Origin of the sequence: Brevibacterium sp. LE-L (assembly GCF_050214925.1) — a bacterium.
GTDB lineage: Bacteria > Actinomycetota > Actinomycetes > Actinomycetales > Brevibacteriaceae > Brevibacterium.
The window spans coordinates 4,093,032-4,117,247 of the sequence record NZ_CP189759.1 but is presented as its reverse complement, the minus strand read 5'-3'; the positions used below and the strand labels follow the sequence as shown (position 1 = coordinate 4,117,247).

Below are 24,216 nucleotides of genomic sequence, written 5' to 3'. Positions count from 1 at the left end.
CGAAAGGAACATCATGTCCGAGAACACAGCTGTCAATGACGCAGTTGTCCGCGTGGCTGCCAAGGCGGTCGAAAGCGGTGGAGTGCCCGGCGTCGTCGCCGGGGTGACGACCGACAGGGAAACGATCAGTCTGACAGCGGCAGGCGTTCGCTCCCTTGACGATCCGCAGCCGATGACCACGGACTCCGTGTTCATGATCTTCTCCACGACGAAGGCACTGACCGGCACCGTGGCACTGCAGCTGGTTGAGTCAGGTGAGCTTGACCTTGACGCACCGGCGAAAGAATATGCACCGGGACTGAACGACGTGCAGGTGATCGACGGCTTCGACGAAGGTGGAGAGCCGATCCTCCGGGCCCCCGCCAGCGAGCTGACGACCAAGCAGCTGCTGCTGCACACAGCCGGCTTCGGCTACGACTTCTTCAACGAGAAGTACGAGCGTCTCGCCCATGAACATGGTCAGCCGAGCATCGTCACCTCAACGCGAAAGGCTCTGGAGACACCCCTGCTGTTCGATCCCGGCACCCAATGGGAGTACGGGTCGAACATGGACTGGGTCGGCCAAGTCATCGAAGGGATCACCGGGTCGACTCTGGGAGAAGCCATGCAGGCCCGAGTCCTCGACCCGTTGGGCATGAAAGACAGTGCCTTCCGGCCGAGTCCGTCGATGCGAGAGCGCCAGGCGACGATGCACCAACGCACCGATGGCGAACTCGCAGCGACAGACTTCATGCTGCCCGACCCCGAGGTGGAGATGGGAGGTCATGGGCTCTTCTCGACCGTCGATGACTATCTGAAGTTCATCAGGATGTGGCTCAATGATGGATCAGCCGACGACGGCACCGTCGTCCTCCGACCGGAGACGGTGGACCTGGCCACGCAGAACCACCTCGGCGATCTTCGGGTGAAACTGCTGCCCGGAGTCATTCCGAGTCTGTCCAATGATGCGGAGTTCTTCCCGGGCATGCCGAAGACCTGGGGGTATACGTTCATGCTCAACGAGGAGGACGCCCCGACCGGACGACCGGCGGGTTCCGCGGCATGGGCAGGTCTTGCCAACCTCTACTACTGGTTCGACCGGCAGAACAGGATCGGCGGGTACTGGGCCACGCAGATCTTCCCCTTCGCCGACCCAGATTCCGTCGGTGGGTACCTCGAGATGGAGACGGCGGTCTACGATGCTTTGAAAGGCTGATTCGCGTTACGACGCGAATCACGACCTCGGTCGGCACTCGTCGACCGACCGGCGGGCGAGTAAGGAGGTGATGACGTGCAAGAGCTGCTCGGCAGGATTGCCAAGCTTGATCCCGAAGCGAGTCTCGGCCTGCGCGTCATCGCCTGCTTCGACGAACTCATGGTCGGCGAGGTCAATTCGCATGCCCTCGCCTCCGCGGCCGCGGCTCTGGCCGGCTGCCCGGCCGGCTTTTGCAGTGGGGATCGGACCAGACAGCTGCGAGTCGATCCGGGCGGAGTCTCGATTCCGGGAGCCCGACCCGCCGAGGTGGTTGCGCTCTCACTGCCGAACGAATCGGAAGTCTGGCTTGAACGAGAGGGTACTGCCCTGCCGAACGACGATCTCATCCTCGAACGGTTCGGTCTGGCTATCGGCGTAAGGTTCGGTCTCGAGCGGCAGCAGCTGGAGGTACCCCGGGACGTAGCGCTCGCCCTCGACTCTGCCGCAACGACCGCAGACCGGAGCGCTGCAGCTGCTCGCCTGGGGCTGATGCCCGGATCCGGATACCGGGTCCTCGTGGCTCCGCTGTTCGCAGTCTTCGACACACGACCGGTCGGCCCCACGGATGTCATCACCAGTGAGCATGGCACCTTGCAGGTGGTCATCGTGGCTGACCACGCCGAGGATATCGCAGTGTCACCGGCCGGACTGGGTCCGGTCGGGCCGATCGGAGAACTGCCGCGGTCACTTCGGGCGGCCGTGGTGGCACTACGGCTCAGCCGCCCGCCCGAGGAGGGGCTCGTGCGAGCAGAGAACTTCGGCGGACTCGTCGAATTGCTCGCCGAATCTTCGGAGGCGACCGACCCGGACGCTGCGCGGATCGACGAGATCATGGACTCGCCATGGGCGGAGTCCACGGTGCGTGTGCTCCTCGAGGCACCGACGATCAGACAGGCGGCCCGCGACCTCGGTCTCCATCACAGCACGGTGCAGAGCCGGGCCGAACAGATCGAACGCTGCCTCGGCTACGACCCTCTTGCGGGTTACAACCGCACCAGGTTGGGCATCAGCGTGCTCCGGTGGCGGCTGCGCAATTCCCGAGTGCTCGAATTGCCCGGCCCCGTGGGTTGAACTTGATTTCCGTTGGTCACACTTACTGCTGGAGCTGATCCAGGTCATCACGTTGCCGGGTTGGCGGCGGTTATTTGGATCCATCGCGGACGGCGGGCAGAGAAGACTGTTATTCATAACTACAAAAATAAGTATCGATTGCTATGATTTCAGTAACTAATGGTGAGAGCTCGCCGACGAGATCGACCGTGCGCCCGTGCTGATGGTGCGGGATGTGCAGAGACGAGCGAGCCCTCGCTCCGCGCTCGCCGGGAGGCGGCGCCTTCAACGTCCTGGGAGAGGGAAGCCCCGCATGGCAGTCAGCAGCGAAGAGCAGATGATGATCGACCTGGTGGCCGAGTTCATCGACGAGCAGGTCAAACCCACCGTCAACAGAGTCGAACATGCCAACGAGTACCCCGAATCGTGGATCGAGACGATGAAGGACATGGGCATCTACGGGCTCGCGATCGACGAACCCTGGGGGATGGGCAAGGTCTCGACCGAAGCCTATGCCCTCATCACCCAGGAACTCGCCCGCGGCTGGATGTCCCTGGCCGGGGCGATGGGCGGACACACCGTCGTCGCGAAGCTCATCCAGGAATACGGCACGACCGAGCAGAAGGACAACTACCTGCCGCGTATGGCCACCGGCGAGCTGCGGGCGACGATGGCATTGACCGAGCCCGGCGGGGGCTCGGACCTGCAGGCCATGCGCACTCATGCGGACAAAGACGGTGATGACTACGTCATCAACGGTTCGAAGACGTGGATCACGAATGCTCGGAAGTCCGACCTCATCGCCCTGCTGTGCAAGACCGACCCGAATGCCGAACCGCGACATAAGGGCTCTTCCGGTTTCAGAGTGCGTAGCAGGGTCTCTGCACCCAGTGTGTCGGTGATGAATGAGAGGCGGGCCTTGGGTGATGATGGAAATTCTCCAAGATCCCTCACACCCAAGGCCCTGCCATGCAATCTACCTCCTCAGCCCAGTCGTGTCCTGTAGCCGATGTCATCTGCCGCACCCTCGAACTCGGCATCCACATCACCGGCGCGCACATCACCGATGACGACGTCACCGTCATCGAAGCCACACCACGAGAACCGGCGGGATTCTGCCCTGACTGCGGGGCGGAAGGACGACTGCGTGATCACGTCATCCGTCACCTGACAGACGTTCCCATCACCGGCCACCCGACCCGTTTGCACGTACGACTGCCGCGTTATCAGTGCGTTCACCCCCAGTGCCGGCGTTCGATCTTCCAGCACCCACTCGAAGCCGCCGAGCCCGGGGCGAAGACCACGAAACGCGCCACGACCTGGATCCTCAAACGCCTCATCCACGATCAGATGAGCATCCAAGCGATCAGCAAGGCACTCGGACTCGGCTGGGACCTCGTCAACCACTTGGCCATCAACGCGGCGAAGTCGCTGGTCTATGCAGATCCTGACCATCTGTCGGGCGTCCGGGTCCTGGGCATCGATGAGCACTGCTGGAAACACGTGCGCGGACAAGGCGAAGACTCTTTCGCGACGATCTTCGTCGACCTGACCCCGCTCATCGACGGAACCGGTCGAGCACGTCTGCTGGATGTGAAAGCGGGACGCTCCGCCAGAGTCGTGACCACATGGCTGAACGAGCGCTCCCCAGCATTCCGTGCCGGAGTCGAAGTCGTCACGATGGACGGGTTCGCCGGCTACCACACGGCGACTATGGAGTCGCTGCCGGAATCGACGCCGGTGATGGACCCGTTCCACGTCGTGCAGCTGGCCGGGCAGAAGCTCACTGCCTGCAGGCAACGCTTGCAGCAACAGATCCATGGACATCGTGGCCGGAAGAAGGATCTCCTGTACCGGGGGCGACGGACTCTGCTGACCCGCCGATCCCTGCTGAACAAGCGGGCAACAGACCGGCTGGAGCGGTTGTGGGCCGAGCATGATGACCACGTCGCGTTGGAAGTGACGTACCTGGTCTACCAGGACGTCATCGATGCGTACGAGCATCCCGATCGGAAGACGGGCAGGCGTCTCATGCAGGCAGTGATCGAGAGTCTGCGCAGAGGCCTGCCGAAAGGGCTTGAGGAGCTTGCTCAGCTGGGGAGGACGTTGTGGCGGAAGCAGGCTCAGGTGCTGGCGTTCTTCGACCGTGGAGGTGCGTCGAATGGGCCGGTCGAAGCGATCAACGGACGCCTCGAGCATCTGCGGGGCATTGGTCTGGGCTTCAGGAACTTCGAGCACTACGTGCTGCGCTGTCTGCTCCACTCCGGGCAGCTATCGGCCCGGGTCAACGCACTCTGAAACCGGAAGAGCCGACATAAGGGCATCTCCATCATCCTCGTCGAGAAGAATGAGGGCTTCACCGTCTCCCAGGATCTCTCGAAGCTCGGATACAAGGGTGTTGAGACCTGCGAGCTGAACTTCGAGAACCTCCGCCAACCGCAGGCCCAGCTGCTCGGCGAGACTGAGGGTGTTGGGTTCAAGCAGATGATGAAGGGCCTCGAGATCGGCCGCATCCAGGTCGCATCACGGTCGCTCGGCGTCGCGCAGGCGGCACTCGATGACGCGGTGAAGTACTCTCAGGAGCGCGAGTCGATGGGCAAGCCGATCTGGAAGCACCAGTCGGTGGGTAATAAGCTCGCCACCATGGCCACGAAGCTCGAGGCTGCTCGTCAGCTTGTCCTCTACGCGGCCCGCACTTACGACTCGGGATCGCGTGTCGACATGGAGGCCGGAATGGCGAAGCTCTACGCCTCGGAGATGGCCGCCGAGGTGGCTCTCGACGCCATCCGCGTCCATGGCGGTTACGGATATTCCACCGAGTACGACGTCGAGCGCTACTATCGTGACGCACCGCTGATGATCGTCGGTGAGGGCACAAACGAGATCCAGATGAACGTCATCGCCAAGCAGCTCATCGGTCGCAATAAGATCTGAGATCACGCAGAGTTCGTAGGGGTGGCGAGGCTGTTGAGTGCGACGAGGCACGAAGGAGGACGCTTTGATGAGTGACGCGATCAATCTGCAGGACTGGGTGGGGCGGACGTCGACGGTTGAAGAAGTCGCGTCGGGGGAGAGTGCCGCACGATTGGCATCTTTGCTCGGCCGCCATGGCATTGACGAGGAAGCACCCTTGTTTCCTCTCGGGCACTGGCTGCACTTCTCCGAAGACGATGTGCCGATGAGCGAGCTCGGCGCCGATGGGCACGTCGAAATTGGCGGATTCATGCCGCCGGTGCCGTTGCCTCGTCGAATGTGGGCCGGCAGTGACCTGACATTCCATGCCCCGATCCTGCCTGGGCAGGTGCTTCGGCGGACGACTACGATCGAGTCCGTGACGGAGAAGGTCGGCAGTACCGGGCCGTTGTGTTTTGTGGTGCTCAAGCATGAGATTGCTGCGGATGGGGTCTTGGCGACGACGGACCGGCACACGATCGTCTACCGTCAGGCCGCCTCGGCGGCGGGAACGGCTGCGGAGGCGCCGCGGGCTGATTCGCCGGTGCCTGCGGGCTGGGACTGGTCGGAGTCGGTGAGGCCGAATGAGGTGATGCTGTTCCGGTATTCGGCGTTGACGTTCAACTCCCACCGCATCCACTACGACTATCCCTATGTCACGGCTGTCGAAGGGTATTCGGGCTTGGTGACGCATGGCCCGTTGACGGCGACACTGCTGCTGGATGCGTTCATGTCCACCCACGCCGAGGCGGCCGTGACCAGTTATCGGTTCACCGCGAAATCCCCGTTGTTCGCCGGAGAACAGATCCACCTCGTCGGTCGGCAAACCGACGCCGGTGTTCACGAGCTGAAGGCGATTGCCCCTGATGAGAAGGTTGCGATCGCAGCGACTGTGAGTAGCGAGGAGAACTAGGAAACATTGATGCCAGCCGCTAGCTGATTGGCGTGAGCACGAGATTTCGCACACGACCGATTGCGTGAGCCCCACGATAAGGTGCCCGCCCTCCCCGGTACGCGTTGGTCGGTTAGTCTGTTGTCGAGGTCTCCGGGTTTGTCGCGGCGCTTTAGGGCGATGGGCTTAAGCAGTTGAGTGCCGCCGTTATTCGTATCAACCCACTCAGCGGCAACACCGATGCCTACCAGTGGCCGATCAGTGACGACGGCAAGAGCATCTGTTGGGCGATTCTGAATCAGGGCAAACGTTCGGCCACGTTTGATTTCAAGTCTGAGGAGGCGCAACAAGAACGTGACCGATTTCGTCGCCGAGGTGGGCACGTTGATCACGAGTCTGCACGGAGCGGGCTGGGCGAGACGAAGGGGCTTTCTAAGTAGCTTGCGACGAACGAGCCGTTGTTAGACGTCGATCGGCCGACGAAGGACGGCCGGCTCGAGTTTCGGGAAGCAAATTGAAGTTGGGTCACACCTGTGGTTCGCGGCGCGCTAGGCCGCCGAGACTGCTGTTGCGGTCGGTCATGCGTGTGTTTTTCAAGGAGAGAGCTCCAGACCTTAAGGAGTTGGTGAACTCTGATCCTAGGTGCTGGCAAGGGAACCCGTTGTTCCTGCAGACCGGCCAGCAGAAAGTTGGAACTGTGATGGCAATCCCGATGCAGTTGCGGTTAGTCTGCGGCTGCATCAGTTTCCGCTCTGAGACTAGGTGAGGATACGGAGACCGTTTTGGCGTATGGCCCGTGGCCTGGTGTTGAGCAAGTTCTCGGGTCGAATGATGAAAGCGCACTTGACTGCGAGAAAATGATTCGAGGGCGGACCGGTCGTTATTGTGACAAAGTGAGTGAGAAGATCCCTTTTCATGATCCGACCGGAAACTGGAAATGACACAGAACTCTGAAGACCTCCGCGGTTCTTCCGGTCGGATCATATGCTCGGGAGAACCTTTTGACGGAAGTCGACGGTTTCATTCTCCAGGGTGAGGGGCAGGGATGTATTCTGCCATGTTAGGCATGACATATTCGTACTCAACGCCTGCAAAACTGTCGAGCAAGGCCTCGAAGATGATGCGTGCGCCTTCGACTGGCACCGCCATCCCGATTTGTTTTCGAACGGATTCTTTTGTTCCGTGGAATGCGAAGGTGTCAGGAAAAGTTTGAAGGCGAGCTCGTTCACGGTTAGTCAAAGCGCGAGGCTCCGCCCAATGATAGATGTGTGTACCGCCTCCACCAGAGCCTGTAACTGTGTATGAGGGCTTGGACGGATCGAGGCGTCGGTAGATCGATGAAAGTTTGGTTTTAGTCTTGATCTGCAAATGTTCCGGCACTTCTGCGTGCCAAGCGTTGCCGCCTGGAGGTATATAACCAAGACGCTCCACAACTGTATTCGACTGCCGTGTTGGTTCCTGGTTGGCAGCCCAATCCGGGATGTTCGCCAAGGCGGTTTCCGCGCTGACGTCGTAGCCAGCGTATCTACCGGGGCTCGGCACTTTGAACTCGACGTCGAGTTCCTTTCTGATGCCGATGACGATCATTCTGTGTCTCGCCTGCGGAACGCCGTATTGTTCAAAACGGTAATAGTGAGGAAAAATTCGATAGCCAGCTTCAACCATGTCGCCAAAAATTTGGCGTAATGCTACCCCGCCATCGGCACGGATTCCACCTACATTCTCGGCCAGAAACCAGTCAGGTGAGAAGCGCTTCAGCGCCTTGATTCCGTAAGTGTAAAGCGGGCCGAATGTACCATCAAATCCTTTTCGTTCTCCTACCTGACTGAAATCATTGCAGGGGAAGCCAAACGCGAGGCCGTCGATCCCACCAAGTTCTCCCAGCACGCCATAGTCCAGTGTGCGAATGTCATGGTGAACTACAGAATCGTGTTCAGGGTCATCGCAGATGTTCTGCGCGTATGTTCGGCATGTATCTAAGTCATAGTCTGTCGCCCACTGGTGTTCAATCGCGTAGCCGGGACGCATGGCTAGCTTTGCGGCAAGCCCTAGCCCTCCTGGGCCAGAGAACAGCTCTCCGAGGCGAAAGGTCTTGGTCGCGACCTCTTCCCGCTGTGAGGCGGCCTGCTCTGAATTGGTCTGTGTAGCCGGTGCAATCGTCATATCTCCAAGACTACGCTCAGCCACTGACATAAGCAGCTTCGCAGCGCGGCTGCCTAGGATTCGAGTAAGTCTGAGACATCCTGCGGCGTGATTTGTCTTCCGCACGACCATAGTTTCCGTAGGTCGTCGTGATTGAGGTTGCTTTCAGGGTAATGGGTGATCAGTCTCAGCCACGATTCCATGGAGATGCCTGAGCCGTTGACCCCTGAAGCTTTGATCACCTTTCTGAGATTGGGTTCGAAACTCGGCGCGAAATCCCCTGAGATATACATGAAGAACTTGAGTGGCGCCCCGTGGCTCACATCGACACGAGCCGGAATATAGTTGGTCTGCATTCGCAGCTGGTGGTCCGATTCGAGACGGTATGAAGGGTAAGCCTTCGTGTCGATGATGCCCGACCAGTCCTGATTCCAAACTTCTACGTCCGGCACTTTTCCGGTCTGCCCGATGTGGTTTGCCTCTAGATCGAAGATGGTGCGGAATACTTCTGCCGTTGCTTTCTCAAATTCGATTGCCTCGTCGGTTCCGGAGAAGGCCATTTGTCGGTAACGGTCGAGGAACTGGTTGAGACCCTGTTGAGGGGTTTTGATGAGCGTATTCAACGCGGAGCTGACGCTCTTCTCATCCAGTCCGGTATTGTTGACGACCGCACTGATGAGGCTCGGAGTAACTTGTGTAACTATCTTGGTCTGATACAGATGGCTGAGAGCGTGTGATACCAAACCAAACGTTTTGTCTCGTTGCGCTGCTTTTCGCACTGATCCAATGGCTCTATTGTCGCGCACTTTGTTTGGAGGTAGTCCGTAGCTGCGCTGATATGCGGCAGCCGCCTGCATTCGGTCGAATTCGCCATCAGGTTCAAGCCAGTCGAGCTTCCCAATGGGTGCTCCAAGCTTGAGGATCTCTGCGTCGATCTCTTCGAGCCGGGACTCGCTGATCGCGGTCACAGTCTTTGCTGAAGCGCCAACATCCTCGCCATTGATCGCCTGCGCATACCCTGTAAACCGCATCCATAACGCAATGGTGTTTCCGACATCTCTGGCTTTGCCCCCTGAAGCAAGCAGATCGTCTACGCACTTGTCGGACCCCCACATTCCTTGCCAATCCGATGGAAGACCACTGCGTCCAGACGTGCGAAATTCCTTGATCCTGTCTGCAATGCGGTTTGATTCTGAATCGGAATGCCGTTCTGCATAGCAGGCAACGCAAGTGGCGATTTCCTCATCAGTGAGGTAGCCGCCGAGATCGTCGCGGCGTAGGAGCTTCAACAACAGAATGAACGGTCGAAGACGGAACCGTCGATCGATATTCACCCTAGTTGCAATGCTGTACGCCGAGGGGAACTGGTAGGTAAGGATCTGTTTGCGAAGGATTGGCAAGGCATCTTCCTGATCCACGATGGCCTGACCAGCAAGAGTAAGGTGAACTTCCTGCTCCGATTGCGCGCTGTCGTTATGATAAAAGAACATCCCCAGGGAGTAGAGCAATGAGGCGTGAGTTCGACCCCCTCCGCCGCCGCGCCCCTTTACCCGATCTGTGTAATTGCCGCCGCGTTTTGCCTGAACAAAATCCAGCTTGGTTTCGTATTCGATGTGCTTATCGCGATTGCCAGTCCATTGCTCACCGGAAGCAACTGAGGCGAACACCTGCAAGGACTTTGGGATGCTGGTCAATTTTCGATGGGGACGGGTAACCCACCAATACTGTTTCGCGGCCAAGGTGGCGTGCCTCCTCAAATTTCCTTGCTCGTACATTGGCAAGTCTATCTCCGGTGCATCCTGGTAAGGGCGGTGTGTCGACATCAGATGTGTAAGCAGATCGAATCTGTGAAGTATGAGTAGCAGTCAGGGCGGAGCGTTCGAGACTCTTAACCTTGATCCACCGTCCGGGGCTTCCTGGCGCAGCACTGTCAATGTAGTTGATGTGTGGTCGTCAGCGGGCATGGCAAAGGACCAGCCCACTCGTCTGGTACTTCCACTGACTGTTTCCTCATCGGGCCCTGCAGGGCGACTCGTGCATGGTCTCAACTCCTGCTTACGGACTCGATGCCGTCGCCCATAACCGCGACCACTGGGCCTGCCATGGCCACGATCTCGGGAGATGAATAATCAGCTTCCGTCCTGTGCTGGCCAGCCGTGCCGGAATCGCAATAATCTTTCTCAGCAGAGTCTGCATTCGCACCATTCCCATCCCCGCGGCTCGGGCGGCAGCCCGAGCAAGATTGAACGCGATGACGGCGTAGGCGAGCCAGGCCTGGTTGGCCACAAACTTCCCCGACGGCATATGCGCCAACGGTCCCTGCTTGAGTTCAGCGATGACTTGCTCGACGATCGCGTGACCGCGATGCCGCCGATCAGCCTCCACCGTCGACAGGTCACTGTTGGTGATGAATGCGTGATGCCGCCACGTGGCAAACAGTGCTTCCTGCGAGTCGGGTTTGACCTTGACTCTGCGCACCACCAGTCGACACTTCACTCGCTCATTCTTCGGACGAGACGCGAACGCGGTGAACGAGCCCACTTCGGCGACTTCGGCGTCAGAGACCCATTGGCCGGTCTCGTCGTCATAGATCGCTTGCGGGTAGGAAATCGGCTCCCACTCATTCTCGCCGATGCCGCTGATCGCTGCAGTCACGGTCTTCCACTGCGGAATCGTGTACGACCACCAGGCCCCGGCCTGTTCGGCTGCGGTGATATTGACTCGCTGGCAGAAAGCAGCATCAGCACGAATGAGGACTCGTCGACCCGGGGCCATTCGGGAGATGGTGTTCAGTCCGCGGGCCAGGTGCCAGTCTGCGTGACCTCCGGAGCGAATATTGCCTCGCCGCAACTGAGATTCCAGCACTATCGGGGCCGACTGGTTCGTGCTGGCCGTGATCAGCAGTGCGTTCAGTCCCCTCACTCCGGAGTAGCCGAACGCGGCGGCTTGTTTCTGATATCCGTGGACACCACGAATGGTGTCGTCCATGTCGACCATGATCGGCCCATCACCTGCAGGGATCATCGTCGGCAGACGCCCCAATAGTTCTCGGTTCGTCTTCGCGATCTGGAGGACGTGGCCGTGAGTGAATGAACGCAGGAACGTACCCATCGTCGATGGTGCACGAACGGGCCCGATGAGACTTGGTGTAGCTCCGGCCCGTAGAAGGTCGAGATCATCAATGGAGTCTGCTCCTGCCAGCATTCCCGCGATGATCGTTCGGGACTTCACCAGATGGTTCGGTGATGCCACCGTCATCGTCGATAACGACTGGCTCAATCCGGCGTGTTCGGCAAGTTCGAGTACTGGTGCCAGACCGGCTGCGGAAACGAGGTTGGGTTCGTCGAAGATGGGTTTGCGGGTGTGAGAGACTGTCACTTGCGAGGTGTCCTTCTGACGCGTGGAGTTAGTGGCTTCAGCACTACTATTTTCCCACGTCAGAGGGGCATTTCCTATTCACGGGGCAAGTATGAGACACCGCTGGAACGGTGGATCAGGGCTTAAGCCGCAATCCAGCCATTTGGAGGTTCGGGTGTTTCGCACAATGGCAAACCGTGCCTGTGTCTCATGCCCCGTGACTTTGTAACTGGTCTTGTGCGACAAATCTTGATCTGAGAACCAGCAGAAGTGGTGGACTGCGCGCTTATATTTCCTCAGACGTCAGTCAGTCCGGCAATCGTCGAAGTTGTCTTCGGTGAGGGGTCTGCGGGCTCCGTGGCAATCGGTCGCGTGAGCATAGTGTCGGTTCTGCTGCATGGGTTCAGTTCGTTATCTTTCTGGTCGGCACAGTGTCTGTGGTTCACGATACGGTGAGAGGAATCGCCGGACGATCGGAGCCGGTAGATCAGCCTGCGGTGTTCGATCACCTGCGGCTTCGGAAGAAGTCGTTCTATAGGAGTAGCAATGACCAAAGAGCCTTCGCCCGTTGAAATCATCTTCAACAGCTTTCTTCAGAAGATGTCTCGTGAAGATGCCAGAAAGAAGACGAAGGTCTCGCTTGAAGCACTTCCCGGAATCGAAGACGAATTAGATGCCTTGGAGCGAGAGCACAAAGAAGAAGTCCTGACGCGGACCAAGCTGACGGAAGTCGGCACAGCGCGGCGGAGGGACCTTCGTGAGATCGGATGGTATTCGGGCGCCCCAGACGACGGCCTCTGGGCGGAGCTTCGTGAACGGATGCTTACGGGGGGTCTTGCCGGAGCCGTCGAGTCCATCGATCGCTCGACTGAAGAGATCGTTGCTTCTTTGGCCGAGCCTCGTGTAGAGAAGGACAGTCGGCTGGGGCTTGTCATCGGAAATGTTCAGTCAGGCAAAACGGCAAACTACTCTGCGGTCATAGCCAAAGCGCTGGACAGTGGTTATAAATTCGTCCTTGTCTTGTCCGGCGTTCACAACAATCTGCGAAAGCAGACTCAGGTACGTCTTGACCGAGATCTCGGAGTGTTCGAAGACAGGCAGTCTTGGTATCGATTGACGGATCCTGACGGCGACTTCGGCGACGCCCACACTGGAAACGCCAGCTCGATCGTTGCGAACCACGGTCGAGTTCTCGCGGTCGTGAAGAAGAACAGCCACAGGCTCAGAAAGGTCTTGGAGTTTCTTGCCAGTTTGGATGAAAGTACGAAGCGCGACACTCCTTTTCTCGTCATCGACGACGAATCGGACCAAGCGACTCCTGATGCTTCCGCGAAGATCGGCGACGAGCCTACCGCGATCAATCGCCTGATGCGACAGATCTGGGGTGAGGTTCGAAACGGTACATATGTGGGCTATACAGCCACTCCCTTTGCGAATGTGTTCATGGATCCTAATGTGCCTGAGACTTCGTTGCAGGAGCTCTACCCCCGGGACTTCATCCATGTGATGCCGACACCTTCGAACTATTTCGGGGCCGAGCGGATATTCGGTCTACATGACGTCGCAGATGAGGAGCGTGACGCTGAGCTTCCGGATGTTGTTCGGGCAATCTCCAGAGAAGAAGTCAGGGAACTTGTGCCCAGCGGAAGGAACATTGAAGGGTTTCGACCTAACGTCACGAAATCGCTTGGCGAAGCGATCCGATGGTTCATCGTCGCATGCGCTGTGCGGCGTGTCCGCGGGCAGCAGAAGAAGCATTCAACGATGTTGGTCCACACAACTCCGCGAACTGACCCGCACTTCGCAACGCGTGATGCCGTCGAGGAGTTTCTCGCGCCCCTGCGTAGGGCTTCTCTGAATGGTGATGTCGAAGGGTTCAAAGAGGTTTTCGAAAATGAGATCAACAGGGCGGCATGGCTGTATGACGGTGATGGATTGGCTCCAACTTGGCCCCGGGTGAGTGATGAGATTCCGAATGTGCTTCGGTATCTGCAGACGGTCGTGGACAACGGCCGAGAGGAAGATAGTGAACGGCTCTCATACTCTCATGAGCCCCAGACTGTGATCGTAATTGGTGGAAGCACCTTGTCGCGGGGCCTGACGCTTGAAGGTTTGTTCGTCTCGTACTTCACACGGACCTCTAACACGTACGACACGTTGTTGCAGATGGGGCGGTGGTTTGGGTACCGGGCAGGCTACGAAGATCTCCAACGCATTTGGGTGAGCCCGAGACTGGATGAAGACTACAGATTCTTGGCCACAGTTGAGGCCGATCTGCGAAGCGAGATCGCCCGAATGACTCAGGCGGGCATGACTCCAGCAGAGATCGGGGTCCGTGTGCGGTTGCACCCGGGAAGATTGCAGGTCACAAGTTCGGCGAAACAGAAGCATGCGCTGGAGGCTGAGGTCGATTTCGAAGGTTACAGACTTCAGACGACGCTCTTCGACTTCTCAAGCAACGACGCGGCCTTGGCCAATGTGAAGTTGACCGAGAATCTTCTGCGACAGATCCAGCCTTTCAGATCGCAGGAGGCACCAACCCTGTTCGAGGATGTTCCGCTGGAAGAGCTGCGGCCGTTTTTCGAAGAGTTCGAAATCCATGAGAACTATCGAAACGTCTTTTCGGATGCGATCAAATGGTCGAGCGAGAAGCTTCCGGACAAGCGATGGAATGTTGTTGTGCCTAGCGAGGGCAGGGGAGACGAACGGCTGAAGGTAGGAGAGCAGGTGGTCGGTTCGATACGGCGTGCGCCGATCGGCACCGAGACCGAAACATTGAAGAGCACAAAAGAGATCAACATTCGGGCGCTGATGTCTGGAAGGGACGTTATTCTCGACCTTCGACTTCAGGGCCGACTTCCGCAGAACAAGACTCTGGCCCAACTCAACAACGAAGCTCAATATGATTGGCGGAAGAACAGAGCAGGAGGCGACGGCCGAGGTCTGCTGGTGCTCTATCCGATCAGTCGTCACTCGGCCACATCTTCGGCAGATCGTATGTCTATGGATTCTGCGCTCCGTGCAATCGACCCGGTTCTCGTCGAAGAGGGGCAACCTCCGATTTTGGGCATGGCACTTGTAGCACCCTTCGACTCTGAAGAACGGCTTCAATCCAAGGGAAGCACTATTGCTGTGCGACCGATCTTCGACGATGCGGAGGATTTCGATGAGCCGATTGCAAGTGACACTGAGCGGGACTATCGGGGTGACTCATGAGCTCGGCTAAGAAGTTTTTCGAGGAGGCGATGCTAGACGGGGCTCCTTTGGTCTCGGGCGAAGCTTTTGTTGTGGTCGCCGATTCTTCTGGAACGCGACGTACCTGGTTGGGTTATCAAGAAGGTCAGTTTGCTGCCGCCTACTTCGAGATCGGCAGTGCGCGTAACATCAGCTTTTCGGTCAGCCAGGTGATCAGCGTGCAGGACGTTGAAGTCAACGACGACGAGACCGCTATCCGGTCGCATGCTTTGAAAGTTGTCTGCCACGAACCACGGCTGGACAATGTCTTCTTTGTTTTCATTGACGAAGTTCGTGCTGCGATCGGTGACGAGGCCGACGTGGTAGATGTTGTGCAATCGGCCGCTTCAGACTGGCGTCACCTCCTCCAGGTCGCGATGACGGAGTTGTCCGAGCCGGCTGCGGCCGGCATCTATGGGGAGCTTCGCTTTCTTGAAAGTGCTGTCGAGAGACTCGGTCCGACGGCAGCCGAGACTTGGCAACGGACCTCTCAAGACATGCACGACTTCACGGGCGATTCTGCAAGAGTGGAAGTGAAGACCTCGGCTTTTCAGGATAGATCAGCGGTTACCGTGCACGGGCTTCGGCAACTTGAGCCTCCGGTTAGTGGTACTTTGACTCTCGCAGTGGCTGAGATTCAAAGGCATGGAACAGACTCGCTTGATCAAGCGGCTGAACGGCTTAGGGAGCTGGGGGTCGATCGCGCAATTCTGACCAAGAAGCTTCGCGACGCTGGGTACGTCGAGGGAATGCCGGGTTCCGACGAATTCACTTTCAGCTTGCGATCTTGGCGTTTTTGGGAGATCGATGGGCAATCGCTTGTGCTTAACCGCTCGGCTGTAAGCGAAGCTGTAGCCGACGCAGTGTCGTCGCTCTCGTACGCGCTGAATCTTGGGTCCCTGGGGGAGTCCTCAATTAATTTCGACTATTCACGGCTGCGTTCCACTCGGAGGAGTGAGGTATGACGCTTTCTTCGCTCAAAAGATATTCAAAACCTCGCGGTGCAGGGGACCAGACGAGTGGCGGCCGCGGCAAACTCCTGCGAGCGACCAGCGCGCTTTCGCGGCTTGAGCTTCTGGTGAGAGAAACTCTGCAGAACTCGTGGGACGCCCGAGATGAGGAGTGGACTCCAGCCTATGGCGTGCGGGTCTATCGCATGGACCAGGCAGTCAGACAGATCCTACGAGGGCATGTCTTCACTGACCTCCCTGATTCGCTTGCCGACCTCTCCGACTGCCTTCATGCTCCTGATGTTCACGCGATCGAGATCTTCGATCGCGGAACTGTTGGGTTGAACGGTCCATTTCGTGCGTCTGAAGTCGCAAGAGACGGGGAAGAAAACAACTTCAATTCGTTCGTCTTCGACATCGGCACGACGAAGGCAACAGGACAGTCCGGAGGGACCTTCGGATTCGGAAAGACTGCAAGTTTCGAAATTTCCAATGCACACAGCGTTGTCTACTGGTCTCGATGCCGGACACAAGATGGCGATGTCGAGCATCGTCTGATCGCATGTTCACTACATAATCCGTATGAAGAGGGCAACGCACGTTTCACCGGAGCTCATTGGTGGGGCGATCCAGATGATGACGACATCGTCCCGATCCGCGGTGAAGAGGCGGCCACGCTCGGCGAGCAGATCTTTCGAACCCATTTCGGCGATACAGATGATGGCGATCCGGAGACTGGGACATCAATTCTCATTTTGGACCCGGTGATCACCATCGGCGTCGAAGACGGACTCGCCGAACGAGTGCCTGTGCGCACTGACGAACAGTCCGAGGTTCTGCTCCAACAGATTTCGGATGCTTTGGCCCATAGTGCTTGGCCCAAAGTCGTTCCGAGCGGTGAAGAGGTGCAGCCGATGATTGTCCAACTGTACGAGAACTGGACAGAACGGCCAGTCGTAGACGCCATACTGGCCCAGTATGGTCACTTCGCCTCGGGGCTCAACTCGGTGCGGAACGAGCAGGGACAGCTCGAGGAAGGATACTCGACTGCTCTCCCGCTCGGAACTGTGAGGTCGCAGTGCTTGCCGATCGTTTTGCGCCCCCGGGGTGCAATGGTCTCTTTGCGAAGCGAGCTGTTCGGCGGACGACAGGACGATACTGTCGGCCACCTATTTCTCATCGAGAGCGCTGAGACCTCGACGGAGGTTGACAGAGGAGCGCCCAAAGATGTGCTCTGCACCATGCGGTCTGAAGCCGAGCTCGTCGTCAACTACGATCCCGTGCTCGAAGCTGAGGGCGGCCTCCTGCAATGGCACGGAGTCTTCAAGCCGACACCGGAATGTGACCGGCACTTCGCTGCTTCAGAACCCCCGACCCATGATCGGTGGACACCTGATGCGGCTGAAAGCGAAGCATCGCGCTATGTGGTCAGAAGGACACTTGAACAGATCCGAACGAAGACTAAGAAGTTCCTGAGCGAAAACAGAATAAGCGCACCCGCTCAAGAGCAGTCGGTGAGGAAGGTCGCTTTGGGCCTGCGCAGCTTTGTTCCCCTGGGACTCCCTCAAGAGGAGGATGCAACCCGAAATTCACCCCGTCGACGAGCTCGTCGATCGGGCGGACCGAAGAAGGGGAACAAGACGGAAGCGACGATTCTTAACTCGACGCCATTGCCGGACGGCGGAGGACAGGTACTCGACGTGTTCCCTACCAGTCGTAACGGAGAATCAGTACGCCTTCGGGCTGATGTTTTCGCAATCACCTCCGATGGAAGGATGGCGCTCGACGATGATGAACTCACTGTCAGCTGGCGTTCAGGGGGAACTCTGCGGGAAATCGGCAAGGACTGCATCGCTCAGTCGGGGGTCGAAGTTGAACTGAGGTTGGAGACTCGGACGCCGGCCGCGCTGGAGATCGACCTCAAGACAGAGGCGGGCGCATGACCAAACAGCTTCTCTATCCTTTTCCCCGAATCCCGACGCAAGACCTCGAATGGGGAGAATGGGCTATCCGAATCAACGGTGTTCAGGTCTCTGAGACATCAATCGCAGATGAATGGGATGCGAATTCAGAACTCGTCCTCGGTGTATCCGTTCGTGTGAGAACAGATTCGTTCAGCCGCCTGGACGTTGGGAATCCGGTGCTGACGCTGACTGCAACCTGTCCAAGCACGGCATTCGTGACGTACGCCGAGGCAGAATTCCGTGCTGAAACATCGACAGCGGGTGCTGGCGCCGAGGTGCGGATCGCCGGTGCAGAAGTATCCCAGATATTAGTGGTTCGGCCTGAGATCATCGGTGATGATCAATCAGAGGCTTGGCTCCGCAGGAGAATCCTCGCTGAAGGTCCGTCGTTGCGACTTCCGCTTGATACAGAGCTTGACGGTTTTCCGACATCAAGCTATTCATTCACGCAACGGGGTATGCCAGACGCGCCCTGGCGCATAGTCGTTTCTGCCGACGGTTTGGAAGCTCCGTTCGCCCATTCGATACGGCTGGAGCTCAACGAAGACTACGCGCCGGTTCGAAAGCTGATCGCAGGACAGCCGGAGCCCCATCTCGCTCGCGAGCTCGACGCCACGATCGTCCGAGTTCTGGTTGGCACCGCGGCTCGACTGTCGTCGGGGTCAAGTGGGGAGCAGTCACCAGACAGCGTTGCGGCTGAATTTCCTGATTCGATTGCGGCCGCTGCACAGCGGGCAGCACAACAGTATCTGCACCTTTCACTGACGGCGGCGGTGAAATCATATCGACTCACGCCTGAGAAACATGAGTATGAAGTCGCCAACGGCACAAGACTATTCAAGGACTGACAATGTTAGGAACTGTACTCTACCCGCGGGTTGATGCGAAAGATGCGCATAGACTGCAGAGCGAGTTCATTTCGCGTCTTGACGCGAAGATCGAATTCAGCGATTCGGACCTCGACGCTGCGTTGAGCAGTCCGCGAGCTTTTCCTCCGACTGGTGGACGCCGGATCAGCGAAGCCGAACTGAGAGATCTTCGTCGGTCGTGCCTCGACGGGCTTGCTGATGCCTCGGCTAGCAATGATGTGGCTAAGACGTCATCATTCGACCTCGCCGTCGGCAGAGTTCTGCACCAAGCAGGTAAACAATCGTTTGGGGAGTTCGGTGATCCATATGTGTGGGATTTTCTGACCCTGATACTGTTGCCGGATCTTGCAGCGAAACGACTGGCGATGGGGAGTGCATCCGTCGGCAGTGGATCCTCTTTGGCGAAACGAGTCACCGGTGGCGACCGGAGGCATGTTTTCCAACGGCTGTGGAAGCGCTGGCTCATCTTTGGCCCCGACATCGTGGAGTCCGGGAAACTCACCGAAGATGACTACGTTGCGACGATAGAACGTCTTATCACCAACCGCCCCCGGCTCGCCCGAGTGGTGGCCGAGGCGATAATGGCATCAGACTACTCGGGCTCTGACCGGCGTGAGTATTCCCGCGTATTCATGCGCAAACTGCAACAGACATCTGGACTGGTCCAGATCCGTGACGATGATGAAGTCTATCTGCGGAATGTCGTCGAGGCTGTTCATAGTCAAACCGTTGATTTTCTTAACCTTGCAGAAACGAGCGGAAACCAATTCCGGCTGTTCGGTTAGAAGGGGGCCGAAATGGGTGGTACGTCCTGGGCGTCCTCTGACCATGCGCGACGAACGATGCGCGCCAACAAGCGCAGAGACACCAAACCTGAGTTGGCTCTGCGCTCGATTCTTCATGCTCGTGGTCTGCGGTTTCGGGTCGACACGTCGCCAGTGAAGGGTATACGCACACGAGCCGATATCGTCTTCTCCAAAGCCAAAGTTGCTGTGTTCGTCGATGGGTGCTTCTGGCACGGCTGTCCTGAGCACTTCATCATGCCGAAGACAAACACTGATTACTGGTCAGCGAAGATCGGCCGGAATAGAGACCGCGATGAGGCTTCTGATATTGCTCTTGCTGCCGTGGGTTGGAAACCGATCCGGGTCTGGGAACACGAGGACCCTGCCGCAGCAGCGGATCTGGTGGAATCGGAGTGGAGAGAAAAAGTACGAGGACGCGGACCCAAGGAGTGATCTGAACTCCGCCTCTGGCACGATCGCCGCTTATCGGCGCGTTCGACTCTTCTATAGATCCAGCGCTTCCCACGCGAACGTTGCCAGCCAGTGCGAGGACATGTACTCGTCCGAGACTGCGGCTTCAAGTCCCGAAGCCATGAGCACTTCGACTCGGGTGAGCATGCCCTTCGCCTGAGCCATGAGGTCGTCATCGCCCGTGTGCCTGGCTGTCTGTTCGAGCTTTGGTGCCAACCGCATCAGTGATGCCGCGACGGACAGTCCTAGCCCGTAGAGATGACTCTGTTGTCCGTCGGTGGGGTCAAGGACCTCGACCGGGGTGAGCGCCGGTGACTCGGGGGTGAGGTCGGCGAGGAAGACCGGCAGCCATTTGGCGAGTTCGTCATCGGTCAGCAGCTCAGCCATAAGATCGGCTTCGCACAGACCGGGAGACAAGAAATCGTGGCCGCTGCGCTCCTGGTGGAAGTTCCAGGTCCGGTCCTCGGCATAGAAGCGCCGAGTTGCGCCGGCGATGGCGTCGACGACATCGTGCCGTTCTTCGGCACGTGCGCCGACGAGGATGCGGCGCAGAGCGAACGCGGTATTCGAGTGCACGCCGTGCCGCACCGGTTCGGCGACCTTCGGCAGCCATTCGAGCACCAGCTCGAACACGGCATCGGCCAGCACTTGGGTGTTCTCCCCCAGGCCCTGCAGCTCAGGGGAATTACTGGCGTGGAGGACACGGTTGAGTTCGATTGCCCAAGCCCATCCATATGGGCGCTCCCAGCTCGGATTGGAGCGGAGGAAGTCCGCCTCGGCGAGCATATTGTCCTCGCTGAGGTGGGCATCGAGGACCTCGACGGCCTCGGTGCACCACGATGCTGCACGCCCCGCCTCGGTGTCTAGGAGGGAGACCAGCAGGTAGTGCATGTGCACGCTCGAGTGCCAGTCATAGGAGTTTGCGAATGCCGGATTCTTCTCGACCGCGGGGACGATGTCAGCGAGGCTGTGGGCCGTGTGGTGGGCTGCGAAAGGGTACTCACGGGTGATGTTGGCCAGGGCCACCTCGGCGAAAGGGTGGACGAACTGTTTTGGAGAGGTCATGGAGGTCTTTCCTCGATCTGTCGTTTGAAGGCACCGGCAGCCACCGGGCCCCACACAACGATTCTGTCATCCCAACCCTGCAGGTCTCTGAAACCGGATCAGCTCAGACGAATGGTGTCTTGGCCGTCCTCGGCGATCTCATGCACCCGATGGCGGCGCAGCCGCTCGAGCAGCCAAGTCTCCACCGAACCGAAACGCCGGCCACGATGCCAGATGAGGTCGACAGAGACGAGCCAATCAGTGAACGGATAGGCATCGAGTCGGAGTTCGACCAGTTCGCCGGAAGCGATCTCTGCCAAGACGAGCTGCCGGGGCAGAGTCGCCCAGCCGAGACCAGATCTGGCAAGTGCCGTGAGAGCCTCGTAGGAATCGGTGTGCCATGTCTGTGTCGACTGCAGGTATTCGCTCGTCGGCAGTGCGCTCGAGTGCGAGATGTAGGCGAGATGCCGGTAGCCGCGCAGCTCATCGAAGCTGGGAGTGGGAATCCGAGCAAGCGGGTGATCCCGATGCGCCACGTGGGTCATGAGGAGCTTGCCCATCTGATGGAAGCCGAGCGCATCAGGGTATTCGGGAAGGAGGAAAGCGATCCCGAGTTCCGCCTCATCGGCTAACACCAGCCGACTCGCGTCGCCGCGGTCAGGATTCCTGATGATGAGGTCGGTGTGCGGAAACGCCTCAGCGAATTCATCGAGCACCGGCATGATCTGCTGTGGGGGAATGCCCACGGCGAGTGTGATGCTCGCGGCCTGATCATCGGCGAGGGCGTCCCCGTGCCGCTCGAACGTCACAGCGCGGTCGTAGAGTGCGCGGGCCTCCAGGAGCAGGGCCTGACCGGCTTCGGTGAGCGTCGGTACGCGGGTGCTGCGGTCGAAGAGTTCGACATCGAGCGAGATCTCGAGATAGGCGATTGCTGAGCTGATCGTCGACTGGGTCCGCCCGAGGGCCCGCGCCGCTGCCGAGAAGGAACCGTGCTCGACAGTGAGCACGAAGGCTTCCACTTGTTCCAGGCTGAGTCGCATCATCCTAATTTATCGAATGGATCGATGGAAACTCATTTCTTCTATCGGCGTCAGCGCAATACTGTCGCACGTGTTCCCTCACTGAACAATGAAAGCAGGTGCACCATGAAACTCGCGGTCAACGATGTTCGCGTCGCCGTGGTCGACCCGGTCGATGAGATCCTGCCCGTACGGTCGATGCTGACGCTGGGTCTCCAACACGTTCTTGTCATCTACGCCGGCGTCGTGGCAGTTCCTCTGATCCTAGGCGGAGCGCTGGGGTTGGAGCAGCCGCAGATCGTCATCCTGATCAACTGCAACCTCATCATCGGCGGCCTGGCGACTCTGCTCCAGACTCTCGGGATCTGGAGGTTCGGTGCACGGCTGCCGCTGATCCAGGGAGCCTCGTTCATCGCCCTGGCACCGATGCTGCAGATCGGCACCGAGTACAGCATTCAGCATGTCTTCGGCGCAGTCATGATCGCGGGCCTCTTGGCGATCGGCCTGGCGCCCCTGTTTTCCCGCCTGCTCCGCTTCTTCCCACGGGTCGTCATCGGATGCCTCATCACCACGGTCGGAATCTCGCTCATGCCTGCGGCCGCCGGATGGCTCGGCGGCGGTGAAGGCAGCAACTCATTCGGTGCCCCCAAACATCTGCTCATCGGCTTGCTCACCGTGGTAGTCACCGTAGTTGTTTATGTGTGCTTCAAAGGCCTGATGAGCAGCCTGTCGGTCCTCATCGGAATGTCGGTCGGTACCGTTGCGGCGATGTTCTTCGGACTGAGCGACTTCAGCGGAATCTCCGACGCCGCATGGGTCGGCATCGCCGTGCCGATGAGCTTCGGCATCCCCCAGTTCGACCTCGTACCGATTCTCATCATGACCCTGGCGATGATCGTCATCATGGCAGAGACCACGGGAAACACCTTGGCGATCGGACGGATGGTCGACACACCCATCACCACCCGCCGCCTCGGAAACGCCTTCCGCGGCGAGGGCCTGGCAACGATGCTCAGTGCGATCTTCAACGGATTCCCCCTCAACGCGTTCAGCCAGAACACCGGCCTCATCGCCATGACACGGGTGCGGAGCCGTTACGTCGTCGCAGTCGCGGGCATGATCATGGTGGTCATGGGGCTGATCCCGAAGGCCGGTGCGATCGTTGCCGCCATCCCTCCCGCTGTCCTCGGGGGAGGCGCGATCGTCATGTTCGGAATGACGACTGCCGCGGGAATCCAAGAACTGGCCCGAGTGAAGTACGAAGGCACACACAATTCCCTCATCGTGGCGATCTCGCTGAGCGTGGGCGTGCTGCCGATGGCGATGCCTTCGCTGTTGGACTCCATCGAAGGCCCACTGTCACTGATCCTGGAAAGCGGCATCTTCCTCTGCGCCATCGTCGCTGTGCTGCTCAACGCGCTCATCAACAGAACAACCCCTAATGAGAACAATGAAGAAATGGATAGAGATATGACACAGACCCAGTCGGCAGCCACCGCCAGCGAAGCAGACCTCGACCAGCTGCGGAACGCCATCGCGCTGGCTGAAGACGCGAAGAACCGTGGCCGGCACCCCTTCGCCTCCACCGTCGTCGCAGCCGACGGGACGGTGCTGGCGTCCGCAGGAAACAACTCGATGCCACCCGAAGGCGACCCCACTCAGCACGCTGAACTGCGAGCCGCGGCCGAGGCGGCACGGCAGTACACTCCCGAGCAGCTGGCCGGGGCGACCCTGTACACCAGTGCCGAACCCTGCGTGATGTGCACCGGTGCCGTGTATTGGACGGGCATCGGCCGGATCGTCTACGCGCTCTCGGAGCATCGTCTGCTTGAGCTGACCGGCGACGACCCTGAGAATCCGACTTTCGACCTGCCCTGCCGCGAGGTGCTCTCCCGCGGGCAGCGGGAGATCGAAGTGCTCGGACCGCTGCTGGAGGACGAAGCCGCGGCCGCTCACGCGGGATTCTGGACCCGCAGGACGAACTGAGCTCGAAACGAAAGGGGGAGGCAGCACGGACTGCCTCCCCCCTCCGACGGTCCCGGCAGCATACATGACAGGCGAATCCTGCCACTGGATCAGAGACTAGGCTGAGGGAGAGCGCAGCGGATCGGACAACATGAGGCAGGTGGGTGACGGCGAAATCTCCTCACGTGTTCGGCAAGACGGATGATGACCACACCCGCTGCGAGCACTATGCGACAGAGCTTGATATCGACGTGGTCTGCTTCTAGTGCTGTGACAAGTACTACCCAT

At 58.9% G+C, this 24,216-nt stretch carries 19 protein-coding genes; 14 read left to right on the top strand and 5 right to left on the bottom strand.

Annotated features, from left to right (window positions below; all coding sequences use genetic code 11):
- Positions 1–13 precede the first annotated feature (13 nt).
- The 7 genes from ACQE2J_RS18530 (at position 14) to ACQE2J_RS18500 (ending at position 6,568) form a co-directional block, all read left to right on the top strand.
- Positions 14–1,195: a serine hydrolase domain-containing protein gene (locus tag ACQE2J_RS18530; RefSeq protein WP_426936828.1), complete on the top strand. Its 1,182-nt coding sequence runs from the start codon at positions 14–16 to the stop codon at positions 1,193–1,195.
- 75 nt (positions 1,196–1,270) lie between these two features.
- Entirely contained in the window at positions 1,271–2,305 is a 1,035-nt protein-coding gene (locus ACQE2J_RS18525) for a helix-turn-helix domain-containing protein (protein ID WP_425119252.1), read from the top strand.
- 292 nt (positions 2,306–2,597) lie between these two features.
- The gene (locus ACQE2J_RS18520; protein WP_426936827.1) at positions 2,598–3,290 is read left to right on the top strand and encodes an acyl-CoA dehydrogenase family protein; all 693 of its coding nucleotides are present in this window, start codon (positions 2,598–2,600) and stop codon (positions 3,288–3,290) included.
- Positions 3,254–4,582, top strand: a complete 1,329-nt coding sequence (locus ACQE2J_RS18515; protein ID WP_092105324.1) for an ISL3 family transposase — start codon at positions 3,254–3,256, stop codon at positions 4,580–4,582. The genes ACQE2J_RS18520 and ACQE2J_RS18515 overlap by 37 nt, the downstream gene beginning before the upstream one ends.
- 24 nt (positions 4,583–4,606) lie before the next feature.
- Positions 4,607–5,218, top strand: a complete 612-nt coding sequence (locus tag ACQE2J_RS18510; protein WP_426937531.1) for an acyl-CoA dehydrogenase family protein — start codon at positions 4,607–4,609, stop codon at positions 5,216–5,218.
- A 67-nt stretch (positions 5,219–5,285) separates the two neighbouring features.
- Positions 5,286–6,149, top strand: coding sequence for an FAS1-like dehydratase domain-containing protein (locus ACQE2J_RS18505; RefSeq protein ID WP_426936826.1), 864 nt, complete (start codon positions 5,286–5,288; stop codon positions 6,147–6,149).
- A gap of 173 nt (positions 6,150–6,322) precedes the next feature.
- Positions 6,323–6,568 carry a CoA transferase gene (locus ACQE2J_RS18500; protein WP_426936825.1) on the top strand — a complete coding sequence of 82 codons (246 nt, stop codon included), beginning with the start codon at positions 6,323–6,325 and terminating at the stop codon, positions 6,566–6,568.
- 580 nt (positions 6,569–7,148) lie between these two features.
- Here ACQE2J_RS18500 and ACQE2J_RS18495 read toward each other — a convergent pair.
- The 3 genes from ACQE2J_RS18495 to ACQE2J_RS18485 all read right to left on the bottom strand — a co-directional run bounded on the left by ACQE2J_RS18495 (position 7,149) and on the right by ACQE2J_RS18485 (position 11,648).
- Positions 7,149–8,291, bottom strand: coding sequence for a DNA cytosine methyltransferase (locus ACQE2J_RS18495; protein WP_426936824.1), 1,143 nt, complete (start codon positions 8,289–8,291; stop codon positions 7,149–7,151).
- Between the two features lie 53 nt (positions 8,292–8,344).
- Positions 8,345–10,009 (bottom strand): restriction endonuclease FokI C-terminal domain-containing protein, encoded by a 1,665-nt coding sequence (locus tag ACQE2J_RS18490; RefSeq protein WP_426936823.1) that lies wholly within the window; start codon positions 10,007–10,009, stop codon positions 8,345–8,347.
- A gap of 316 nt (positions 10,010–10,325) precedes the next feature.
- Positions 10,326–11,648: an IS1380 family transposase gene (locus ACQE2J_RS18485; RefSeq protein ID WP_426936822.1), complete on the bottom strand. Its 1,323-nt coding sequence runs from the start codon at positions 11,646–11,648 to the stop codon at positions 10,326–10,328.
- 525 nt (positions 11,649–12,173) lie between these two features.
- Between ACQE2J_RS18485 and ACQE2J_RS18480 the strand changes: the two genes are divergently transcribed.
- Genes ACQE2J_RS18480 through ACQE2J_RS18455 form a run of 6 tightly spaced genes read left to right on the top strand, consistent with a single transcriptional unit; the run spans position 12,174 to position 19,882 of the window.
- Positions 12,174–14,843, top strand: a complete 2,670-nt coding sequence (locus tag ACQE2J_RS18480) for a Z1 domain-containing protein (protein ID WP_425120597.1) — start codon at positions 12,174–12,176, stop codon at positions 14,841–14,843.
- Positions 14,840–15,826, top strand: a complete 987-nt coding sequence (locus tag ACQE2J_RS18475; protein ID WP_425120596.1) for a PD-(D/E)XK motif protein — start codon at positions 14,840–14,842, stop codon at positions 15,824–15,826. Before ACQE2J_RS18480 ends, ACQE2J_RS18475 begins: the two co-directional genes overlap by 4 nt.
- On the top strand, positions 15,823–17,754 hold the full coding sequence (locus ACQE2J_RS18470; protein WP_425120595.1) for a hypothetical protein: 1,932 nt from the start codon (positions 15,823–15,825) through the stop codon (positions 17,752–17,754). Before ACQE2J_RS18475 ends, ACQE2J_RS18470 begins: the two co-directional genes overlap by 4 nt.
- On the top strand, positions 17,751–18,623 hold the full coding sequence (locus ACQE2J_RS18465; protein WP_426936821.1) for a hypothetical protein: 873 nt from the start codon (positions 17,751–17,753) through the stop codon (positions 18,621–18,623). The genes ACQE2J_RS18470 and ACQE2J_RS18465 overlap by 4 nt, the downstream gene beginning before the upstream one ends.
- A gap of 2 nt (positions 18,624–18,625) precedes the next feature.
- A complete protein-coding gene (locus ACQE2J_RS18460) occupies positions 18,626–19,429 on the top strand; it encodes a hypothetical protein (protein WP_425120593.1) in 804 nt (267 codons plus the stop codon).
- 12 nt (positions 19,430–19,441) lie between these two features.
- Positions 19,442–19,882, top strand: a complete 441-nt coding sequence (locus ACQE2J_RS18455; protein ID WP_425120592.1) for a very short patch repair endonuclease — start codon at positions 19,442–19,444, stop codon at positions 19,880–19,882.
- 51 nt (positions 19,883–19,933) lie between these two features.
- Here the strand turns inward: ACQE2J_RS18455 and ACQE2J_RS18450 are convergent, their stop codons facing one another.
- Together ACQE2J_RS18450 and ACQE2J_RS18445 are read right to left on the bottom strand one after the other, a co-directional pair.
- Positions 19,934–20,965 (bottom strand): DUF2891 family protein, encoded by a 1,032-nt coding sequence (locus tag ACQE2J_RS18450; protein ID WP_426936820.1) that lies wholly within the window; start codon positions 20,963–20,965, stop codon positions 19,934–19,936.
- Between the two features lie 98 nt (positions 20,966–21,063).
- A complete protein-coding gene (locus ACQE2J_RS18445; protein WP_426936819.1) occupies positions 21,064–21,963 on the bottom strand; it encodes a LysR family transcriptional regulator in 900 nt (299 codons plus the stop codon).
- Positions 21,964–22,089: 126 nt separating this feature from the next.
- On the opposite strand from ACQE2J_RS18445, the gene ACQE2J_RS18440 reads away from it, so the two are divergent.
- Complete coding sequence (locus tag ACQE2J_RS18440) at positions 22,090–23,949, top strand: solute carrier family 23 protein (protein WP_426936818.1); 1,860 nt, start codon at positions 22,090–22,092, stop codon at positions 23,947–23,949.
- The last annotated feature ends 267 nt before the right edge of the window (positions 23,950–24,216 follow it).

Bases quoted from the DNA above. Each gene is read 5' to 3' on its own strand.
- ACQE2J_RS18530 (WP_426936828.1), top strand. From the start codon at position 14: ATGTCCGAGAACACAGCTGTCAATGACGCAGTTGTCCGCGTGGCTGCC.
- ACQE2J_RS18520 (WP_426936827.1), top strand. From the start codon at position 2,598: ATGGCAGTCAGCAGCGAAGAGCAGATGATGATCGACCTGGTGGCCGAG.
- ACQE2J_RS18515 (WP_092105324.1), top strand. From the start codon at position 3,254: ATGCAATCTACCTCCTCAGCCCAGTCGTGTCCTGTAGCCGATGTCATC.
- ACQE2J_RS18505 (WP_426936826.1), top strand. From the start codon at position 5,286: ATGAGTGACGCGATCAATCTGCAGGACTGGGTGGGGCGGACGTCGACG.
- ACQE2J_RS18495 (WP_426936824.1), bottom strand. From the start codon at position 8,291: ATGACGATTGCACCGGCTACACAGACCAATTCAGAGCAGGCCGCCTCA.
- ACQE2J_RS18480 (WP_425120597.1), top strand. From the start codon at position 12,174: ATGACCAAAGAGCCTTCGCCCGTTGAAATCATCTTCAACAGCTTTCTT.
- ACQE2J_RS18475 (WP_425120596.1), top strand. From the start codon at position 14,840: ATGAGCTCGGCTAAGAAGTTTTTCGAGGAGGCGATGCTAGACGGGGCT.
- ACQE2J_RS18470 (WP_425120595.1), top strand. From the start codon at position 15,823: ATGACGCTTTCTTCGCTCAAAAGATATTCAAAACCTCGCGGTGCAGGG.
- ACQE2J_RS18465 (WP_426936821.1), top strand. From the start codon at position 17,751: ATGACCAAACAGCTTCTCTATCCTTTTCCCCGAATCCCGACGCAAGAC.
- ACQE2J_RS18460 (WP_425120593.1), top strand. From the start codon at position 18,626: ATGTTAGGAACTGTACTCTACCCGCGGGTTGATGCGAAAGATGCGCAT.
- ACQE2J_RS18455 (WP_425120592.1), top strand. From the start codon at position 19,442: ATGGGTGGTACGTCCTGGGCGTCCTCTGACCATGCGCGACGAACGATG.
- ACQE2J_RS18450 (WP_426936820.1), bottom strand. From the start codon at position 20,965: ATGACCTCTCCAAAACAGTTCGTCCACCCTTTCGCCGAGGTGGCCCTG.
- ACQE2J_RS18440 (WP_426936818.1), top strand. From the start codon at position 22,090: ATGAAACTCGCGGTCAACGATGTTCGCGTCGCCGTGGTCGACCCGGTC.